Source organism: Peptoniphilus rhinitidis 1-13 (assembly GCF_000246925.1).
Taxonomy (GTDB): domain Bacteria; phylum Bacillota; class Clostridia; order Tissierellales; family Peptoniphilaceae; genus Peptoniphilus_A; species Peptoniphilus_A lacydonensis.
Window position 1 is genome coordinate 24148 of the sequence record NZ_BAEW01000017.1, and the last position, 7701, is coordinate 31848.

Annotated in this window: 17 protein-coding genes; 4 read left to right on the forward strand and 13 right to left on the reverse strand. The window is 30.4% G+C overall.

The window, feature by feature from the left end; translation table 11 throughout:
- Positions 1–5: 5 nt before the first annotated feature.
- The 13 genes from RH95_RS08060 to RH95_RS08110 all read right to left on the reverse strand — a co-directional run bounded on the left by RH95_RS08060 (position 6) and on the right by RH95_RS08110 (position 4460).
- A complete protein-coding gene (locus tag RH95_RS08060) occupies positions 6–629 on the reverse strand; it encodes an MBL fold metallo-hydrolase (RefSeq protein ID WP_010247825.1) in 624 nt (207 codons plus the stop codon).
- Positions 616–876: a hypothetical protein gene (locus RH95_RS08065; RefSeq protein WP_010247828.1), complete on the reverse strand. Its 261-nt coding sequence runs from the start codon at positions 874–876 to the stop codon at positions 616–618. Before RH95_RS08065 ends, RH95_RS08060 begins: the two co-directional genes overlap by 14 nt.
- Positions 863–1309, reverse strand: a complete 447-nt coding sequence (locus RH95_RS08070) for a hypothetical protein (RefSeq protein WP_010247831.1) — start codon at positions 1307–1309, stop codon at positions 863–865. Before RH95_RS08070 ends, RH95_RS08065 begins: the two co-directional genes overlap by 14 nt.
- The gene (locus tag RH95_RS08075) at positions 1306–1764 is read right to left on the reverse strand and encodes a hypothetical protein (RefSeq protein ID WP_158309972.1); all 459 of its coding nucleotides are present in this window, start codon (positions 1762–1764) and stop codon (positions 1306–1308) included. The genes RH95_RS08070 and RH95_RS08075 overlap by 4 nt, the downstream gene beginning before the upstream one ends.
- A 181-nt stretch (positions 1765–1945) precedes the next feature.
- Positions 1946–2461, reverse strand: a complete 516-nt coding sequence (locus tag RH95_RS08080) for a MazG-like family protein (protein ID WP_010247837.1) — start codon at positions 2459–2461, stop codon at positions 1946–1948.
- On the reverse strand, positions 2458–2688 hold the full coding sequence (locus tag RH95_RS08085) for a DUF3310 domain-containing protein (RefSeq protein ID WP_010247841.1): 231 nt from the start codon (positions 2686–2688) through the stop codon (positions 2458–2460). Before RH95_RS08085 ends, RH95_RS08080 begins: the two co-directional genes overlap by 4 nt.
- Positions 2685–2879, reverse strand: a complete 195-nt coding sequence (locus RH95_RS08090; RefSeq protein WP_010247844.1) for a hypothetical protein — start codon at positions 2877–2879, stop codon at positions 2685–2687. The genes RH95_RS08085 and RH95_RS08090 overlap by 4 nt, the downstream gene beginning before the upstream one ends.
- Entirely contained in the window at positions 2876–3466 is a 591-nt protein-coding gene (locus tag RH95_RS08095; protein WP_010247847.1) for a Rossmann-fold NAD(P)-binding domain-containing protein, read from the reverse strand. The genes RH95_RS08090 and RH95_RS08095 overlap by 4 nt, the downstream gene beginning before the upstream one ends.
- Positions 3463–3618 (reverse strand): hypothetical protein, encoded by a 156-nt coding sequence (locus RH95_RS09600; protein ID WP_158309973.1) that lies wholly within the window; start codon positions 3616–3618, stop codon positions 3463–3465. Before RH95_RS09600 ends, RH95_RS08095 begins: the two co-directional genes overlap by 4 nt.
- A gap of 2 nt (positions 3619–3620) precedes the next feature.
- On the reverse strand, positions 3621–3824 hold the full coding sequence (locus RH95_RS08100) for a hypothetical protein (protein ID WP_010247850.1): 204 nt from the start codon (positions 3822–3824) through the stop codon (positions 3621–3623).
- Between the two features lie 9 nt (positions 3825–3833).
- Positions 3834–4007: a hypothetical protein gene (locus tag RH95_RS09525; RefSeq protein ID WP_235777724.1), complete on the reverse strand. Its 174-nt coding sequence runs from the start codon at positions 4005–4007 to the stop codon at positions 3834–3836.
- Positions 4008–4009: 2 nt separating this feature from the next.
- Entirely contained in the window at positions 4010–4222 is a 213-nt protein-coding gene (locus tag RH95_RS08105) for an excisionase family DNA-binding protein (protein WP_010247852.1), read from the reverse strand.
- A gap of 55 nt (positions 4223–4277) precedes the next feature.
- Positions 4278–4460, reverse strand: coding sequence for a helix-turn-helix domain-containing protein (locus RH95_RS08110; protein ID WP_010247855.1), 183 nt, complete (start codon positions 4458–4460; stop codon positions 4278–4280).
- Between the two features lie 260 nt (positions 4461–4720).
- Here RH95_RS08110 and RH95_RS08115 point away from each other — a divergent pair, with 260 nt between their 5' ends.
- The 4 genes from RH95_RS08115 to RH95_RS08130 all read left to right on the forward strand — a co-directional run bounded on the left by RH95_RS08115 (position 4721) and on the right by RH95_RS08130 (position 7502).
- Positions 4721–5032, forward strand: a complete 312-nt coding sequence (locus tag RH95_RS08115; protein WP_010247858.1) for a helix-turn-helix domain-containing protein — start codon at positions 4721–4723, stop codon at positions 5030–5032.
- A 5-nt stretch (positions 5033–5037) separates the two neighbouring features.
- Positions 5038–5589, forward strand: a complete 552-nt coding sequence (locus tag RH95_RS08120; protein ID WP_010247861.1) for an ImmA/IrrE family metallo-endopeptidase — start codon at positions 5038–5040, stop codon at positions 5587–5589.
- A 43-nt stretch (positions 5590–5632) separates the two neighbouring features.
- A complete protein-coding gene (locus tag RH95_RS08125) occupies positions 5633–6166 on the forward strand; it encodes a DUF5067 domain-containing protein (RefSeq protein ID WP_010247864.1) in 534 nt (177 codons plus the stop codon).
- Positions 6167–6308: 142 nt separating this feature from the next.
- Positions 6309–7502 (forward strand): tyrosine-type recombinase/integrase, encoded by a 1194-nt coding sequence (locus RH95_RS08130; RefSeq protein WP_010247867.1) that lies wholly within the window; start codon positions 6309–6311, stop codon positions 7500–7502.
- The last annotated feature ends 199 nt before the right edge of the window (positions 7503–7701 follow it).

Sequence of the window (7701 nt, forward strand, 5' to 3'; positions counted from 1 at the left end):
TTACCTCAATAAAACCTAGAACTCTTGTGGAGTTCAACATATAAACTTTCTCTATCTTTCCTATTCATGAAGTAGAAAACTCTACTCTTTTGACTGCTCAAATGTCTCATGGCACCTTGCCAAGCATCGTAACCATAAAGCTTTTTTGATTTATTTCTTATAAGTTCAATTTTCTTCTCATCATAGTTGGACTCAATAAATAAATAATCATATTTAACCTTTGGCGCATGTTCCAGGGATTGAGTATCAGTAGCATAAATAAGCTTTTTATCATCTTTTGTTACTACAAATCCATGGCAAGGAACGTCATGTACACATGGAAAAGACTCAATAATTCTATCTTTTAACTTAATCTTGGTAACATCTCCCACCATCTCATCAATATGAACTAATCTTGCCACATCATAATTTCCAATTGTCTTTATCCTTGGAAAGTCCTTAACTATCTTTTGAAAAGTCTTAACATGTAAATGGTCACTGTGTCTGTGAGTGACAAAAAGATATTTGATGTCATATAATTGATCTTTCAGCTTGTTATAACTAACACCACAGTCAAATAACATGTCATCAATAATTACTGCATTGCCCTTACTTCCACTTGATATAATCTTGTAATCAATAAGTCTCACCTGTACTTTCTTTCATGAGATCCATGAGAAAAGAATTATCAACAAATAAATAATCTTTTAAATTTTTATAAAAATATTCAAAACATTTCTGTCTCTTATAGTTCTCATTATCTTGTTCATTGCAAATTATCTCTTGCATATCTTCTAGGAAATACCATTCATTAATGACACTTTTGAGTGCAAATTCTAGATTAGAATTAATCTCGTCATTTAATATCACAGCTGGACTAACATTATCCTTCTTCATTAACTCTCACTCCTAAAATTAAACCTCTAAGTTCATCATCTTCATAAACCTGACAAATATTTCTGTAAACATCATTACAAAAGCTGTAGATCTTTAGTTCAAAACCCTTGTCATACCATTTGAGTTTCTTCTCATCTACATACATGTAGACATTTTCATCACTTGTTTCTAGTTTTAAAAGATCCCTGTGTTCTAGACTTGGTAACTTAGAAACTTTTACAACCTCTAGCCCAGGTTTTCTAACGTTTTTATAAAAAGTTAAGTCCTGAATTTTTAAGTTAAATGGATGGTCTTTAGGTATTGCCCAAATAGAATAACCATCAGTAAACCAATCAAATTTTTCATTCTCATCTTCAAAATCAGCTTTTACAATTCGTCCATCTTTACTCATATATATTTTTATAAACTCTGAATATAATTGTTTTAATTTCACTTTTTTATCTCCTCAATCTTCACTATTCCGTAAGCTATTTCATGCACAGTAGCTGAAAACTTATAATTTAAACTTTGAAATACAAACAATCTATCGTGTTTTTCAATTAACCTTCCACTTAAAACCTCATTTTTACCTTTTGATTTTTTAATATTAAAATTAAATGAAACCTTATATTTCTTTCCAACTTCCATTGAAGCAAGTCTATTTTTTCTGTCGTTTATTAATTTTGCTTCCTTGAGGATCTCTTCTTTCTTTTTTATCTCATCTTCTTTTCTAACTTCTACTATTAATTCTTTTTCTATCTGTATTATTTCGTCCTTTGATTTACCAAAAAGATTACTTAATTTTTTATAAGCATTCTTTGGAATTGATTTAACCCTTTTATTTATAACTGAAGATATTACGGCTGGTTTTATTCCACACAGTTCGGCAATATACATTTGAGTTCCCATAAGTTTTACTAAATCACTAACTGATTGTCTAAAATCATCATCGAATGCAACAGTGGTATTAGATTTTATATAAATAAGTCATCACCTTTTACTTTCATAATTAGCGTGATATAATTAATCAAATAAACATTTTGTTTCAGTCCTGTAACTTTGCATGGTGGCAGGACTTTTTTATTTGCTTTTAACATGGTAAATCCTCTTGTTTGACAAACTGTCCGTTAATAATTCTTCCTTTTCTGTTAGCTATTTCTTTGTAAGCAGCTTCAACGCATTCGTTTAAAGTTAATGAATATAAGTTAGCAATTCCCATCAAATTCATAACAGTCATTCCAATAGAATTCTCTGTGTAACCTATAGTAGCAATTTCCCTCATACAAGATGCGATTGCCTTAATCATGTTTCTTTTATCACCCTTTTGGAAAGAGTATCTAATATCCTTAAAGTCTTTCTCTGCTTTCTTGTAGATTTCCACCAAGTCCACCTTATTTTGGACTAAGTTCCCAACAATTAAAGTTACATAGACATCACCGATACTGTCTTTTATCAAGTCATCTTTATTCTTCGAGATCCCTATGATAAGTTCAGCAAACTCTTCAGCAGTCTTAACAGATTGGGCTTCCTTAGTTGCTTCTTTATCAAGTTTTCTTTCATGAGCCCATCTCTCTATATATTGATTTAATTCTTCTAATGTTTTCATTCTTTCTCATCTTCCTTTTCATATACTTCCATCATTCTTTCTAAGTAGTCTTTAGCTTTTACCAAGTCATGATATCCACCCTTATTGTTAAATCTAACAAGGTATTTAAGAGTGTTGAAAAGAAGTATGCTTTCTTTAATTGATAAATTGTTGTTTTCAACGATTGAAACGATAGTGTCCAATGTATCTTGACCGTTTATTCTGTAGTAATCAGGATTGTTTCTCATTGGTAACGCTCCAAGTCTTTTAATTTTTCGTTTATTGTTATTCTGTTTCTGTTTATTTGCCTTGTGTTGTAATATAAATAAACTTCGTCATCATCTTCATTTTTTGTTGCTCTTATAAAATCTTCTTTAATATCTTTTAATAGTTCTTCTGCTACTAAGATGTTGTTTAATAATTCCCTTTTTGTTTTCACTTCTCCAACCTCTCTTTCAATACTTCCAAAGTAGGAACCTTTGTAATTTTAATTGGATCTTCAAGGTCATCCGATAAGTCCACTTTAATATCAATCATTCTTGTAAGTTCCCTGTCCATCTCAAACTCATCTTGACCACTTGCAGATATCAAAATATCAACATCAGTCATAGTCAACAAATTATCCAAACATGGATAAGATGAATTGAGACTTATAACACTTCCTCCCTGGTCTATCAGTTCTTTTGCCAATGGGATTCCAAGGACATTGGATTGATTAATTATTACAACTGTCCTTCCTTTGACATCTCCTATAACTCTCATGATAGCTTCAGCAGTGATAGTTAATTTCCCACTTCCTATTCCCTCAATATCGCAAGCTTTGTTATAACTCAAAAATGTTTTAATGTTTTCATAGTCCCTATCATTCATTGGTTTTAGTACAAGGATTTTATCCATTGATATATTTGGAATGTTTTCAACATCAATTATCCTTGCGCCTGGTATTTGCTTTTTAATAGCTTTGAGATAGGAGTCTCTACCTTTATCTTTTATTGATTTTTCATATATGACTGTTAATTCCTTCAATCCGTCACCACTTCCACAAACTCAACACCGCCAAACATACTTCTAAAATTTTTATCCCAGTATTCTTGAGCTATTTCCTCTGCATTTTCTTGATTCTCTGCTTTAATGTCAATTTCTTCATAAGCAAGGATATTAAATCTATAAGCTTTCATTTCTAATCTGTGACCTCAAATTTTACATCAATTAATTTGCAAGACTCCATTCTGCCATCATCAGCAAAAAAAAACATTTCGTTTAATCCCTCTTTGATTAACTCTTCATTACTTTTATCATCTACTCTCTGTTGGACTGTTTCTAATTCCTCGTCTTTTATTTCTATTTCACATTCGTATGTGATCCTGCCTTTTAACCTTTTCATTCTTCCACCTTACCTCACTAATAATCCAAAAAACTTATCAATCACATTTGTGCCTTCATATAAGAGATAGCAAATTAATTTAATTGCAAATCCAAAGGCCCATGTGCCAATGATAAATAAGATTACAATTCCTAAACCACGTCTTAACATTAATGACAAATTGTATTTATTAACCTTTATCATCACTACACCTCCATCCAATCGTCTAACCATTCTTTTTTAAAAAGATAATCTCTGCCCTTTAGCTTGTATCTTATTTTTCCTTGCTTTATTTGCCCCCTTAAATACGTGTCTTTACACTTCAAATATTCACACGCTCCGTCAAAGTCATATACACTTTGATTTGCGTTTTCTAAAAGATTTATAATCTCATCTAATTTCTTTTCTAGTTCAATCATCAAATCACCACATTTGTTTAATCCTTCTAAAGATTAATTTTTTGAACCTATTAATTTAAATCTCTAAAATTTTTAATATTTGTTCTAATCTTTCGTTATTAGTTCGATTACCTTTGATAATGTCATAGGTATAACCAAGACTAATTCCTATCTCATCAGCTAACTTTTGATACGTATAACCCTTTCGTTTCATTGCAACAAGGATTTTTTCTTCTAGCGTTAAATAGTTAAATGTCATAATCTCACCTACCTTTTAAAATGTAAAATTTTACAATTTCATTTGCATTTATTTGTAAAATATGCTAATATTTAAGCATAAAAATAACACTGATTAATGGCTTGGAAATCATAATCTTAAACTTATTTTTATAAAATTTAGGTGCTAAATTTATGCTTAAATCTTTAGCTTAATTTAAGTATATTGGAATATTTTCCATTTGTCAATAATTATTTTAGAATATTTTCCATTTATTTAGTGCCGCTAAAACGAGGTGCTTTATGGATATACTAGAAAGGGTAAAAGACTTGTGTTACAGACAAGGCTTGACTGTAGCTGAATTAGAACGAAAGGCTGACTTAGGCAACGGTAGTGTTAGAAGATGGAATACGTCAATTCCTGCAGCTGATAAACTTCAAAGAGCCGCAATAATTCTTGGAACATCAATGGATTATTTGCTAACTGGAAAAGAACCTGAAGAAGATTCTGAAACCCTATTACTTGCTCGTGATGCTAATAGTTTGACAAAAGAGCAATTACAAGTTGTAAAAAATGTTATAGACGAATTTAAGAAAACTAATAATATTGGGTGATGTGATTGAATTGGAAAAGCAAAGATTATTTATACTATAAAATAATGCAATTTTCACATGAAAATAAAATTGGAGTTAATACTAACCTTGAAAAATTATGTAGAGAAAAAAGTTGGTATTTGATACCCTATCCTGCAGATAAATTTCAAACTTTCATGTCAATTTCAAAAGATGGATTTACTATAAAAGATGGGAATAACTTCTTTATTATGTACAACCCAGAATTGAAAAATAAATGTTATGAAAGATATAGGTTTACCATAGCCCATGAAATAGGACACATATTTTTGTACCATCATATATATGTAGACAATTACATTCTTATGCATAGCTCCGATAAAAAGGGAATATGGGAACAACAAGCAGATATATTTGCACAGAATCTATTGTTACCAATAAAATATAAAAATTTTTATAAAACAAACAATCAAAAAGTTATTAAAAATACTTTCTGTGTAAGTGCCGAAATGATAAACACTAGGATGGGGAAAATGTATCATGACGAACTTTTTACAAGGAAATTAATTACCAAAATAAGAAATGGTACTTTAAATTAGGATAAACTTTAAAGGTTTATATAAATAGAAAGGAGAAAATAAAATGAATAAAAATATTAGGAATGTTTTAGCTGTTGGATCTATCGCATTACTTTTAACAGCTTGTGGTGGAAAGACAAACGAGGTAAAAAATGAGACTCCAAAGGAAAATCAAAATAGTGTTGTTGAATCCACTGAGAACAAACAAATATCATCAAAAGAAAGTAACATCTTTGAAGATGAATCAGCAAAAGTCGTTATCAAAAATTACGAATTTCTAAAAAGCCAATATGATGAGAATGTTGACATTGTCGCATTAACAATAGAATTTACAAATAAAACTGATGAAGCCGTTGATCCTTGGTTTGGTACTCCACTAAAAGGAGAACAAGAAACTGATAAAACTATAGAATTGCTTGATGGTGCAAATGGTCTTTTCCCTGAAGACTATAAACCAGACCTTGTTGATGCATCTGATGTACAAGTGAAACCAGGTGCAACTGTAGAAGCTGTTATTGGCTATCAACTAAAAATAAAAGATAGCCCAGTATATGTTAGAGATTGGGACGGAAATTTTGAATATGTATTAAATAAATAACCATAAAAAAATAGGAGACGTGTAAAACACATCCCCTAATAAAGTGTTATAAATAACGCTTTTACCTTTGCAAAATAATTATACCACATTTGTTTAATTAATTCTATTGATTGATTTTTTGTGTCCAAATTAGGAGGCAAAAATGGCAATCAAAGACTTAGGTGGCGATCGCTACCAAATACGAATTGATAAGAAAGATTATAGCACAGGCGCAAGGAAAACAAAAACCTTGACCCTAGAAACCGAACTTACTGGTAGACAACTAGATGCTTTGTTATTTACCAAGGAAGCCGAACTAGAAAGAGAGGTAGATAAAGAATTAAATGAGGTTTCCAATCCTGGAGACTTAAATTTAAAAGATTATTTTGAAAAGATATTTATAAAAAATAAGAAGCGTGAGCAAAACACTATCGACTGGTATGTAAGATACTTAGAAAATAGGACTTACGATTATTTTTCTAAGAAAAAAATTAAAAATATAAGCGAATTGGATGTTAAAAAGTTTTTTTCTATGTTAGACAATGTTAAAAAAACTAATGGCAAACCATTGGCACAAAAAACTAAGAAGCATTACTTAACAGTTTTAAAAGCAATATTTGAAGATTGTGTTGATAGAGAAGTGATGGATAAAAATCCAACTAATAAAATCCAAGTCAGCGTTCCTAATAGACCTCTATCAGTCTCTAAGTTCTATACACCAGGAGAAATAAGAGAAAACTTAGAAAAGCTATCAGAATACGCTCCTGTCGATAAATTAACTTATTTTGTCCTATCCTATGTATGTGGTTTTAGACCTGCAGAAATTATGGGATTGATTTGGAACAAAGTAAGCTTTGATAGAAAAGAAATTCTGGTAGATAAGTCATTGGCATCTACAAGTAAAGGATATATTTATAAGAGCACAAAGAATGAAAATGTAAGGACATCTATTTTAACTGATTATGCAATTTCACTTCTTCAAATTCACAAAAACAATGAAAAGATGAAATATGCTAAGCTAAAGTTAAAGATCCCATTTGAAGAAAATTATGTTTTTACACTAGACAATGGATCTCATTGGACTAGAGGAAAATTCAGAGACTTTTGGTGTAAGTTTTGTAAACAGCATGACTTAAGATACATCCCACCTTATGGGTTGAGGCATACAAGCGCAACACTGCTAGCTTATGCTAATGTACCTTTACCAAGTATAGCTAAACATCTGGGAGATTACAGTATAGAATCTGCACAAAAATATATACACGCAGTTGAAGACAGTAGAAACATATTTGAAAGTGCTTTTGATTTACCAAGCACAGATATTATTAAAAAGAAGAATAATGTTATAACTTTTTAAAAAGTGGATACTTTTTTACAAACAAATTTTTAAATAGCTTATAATCAATAATCTTTCCTAAAAAAAGTGGACATTTAGTGTGGATTTTGGCAGAAATAGACGGTAAAAAAACAATATTACACGAGAATAAAAAAATCGTGCATCATCATAAACCGCTTGAAATACTAATAAACACGAATTAACGATAATACACGATAAT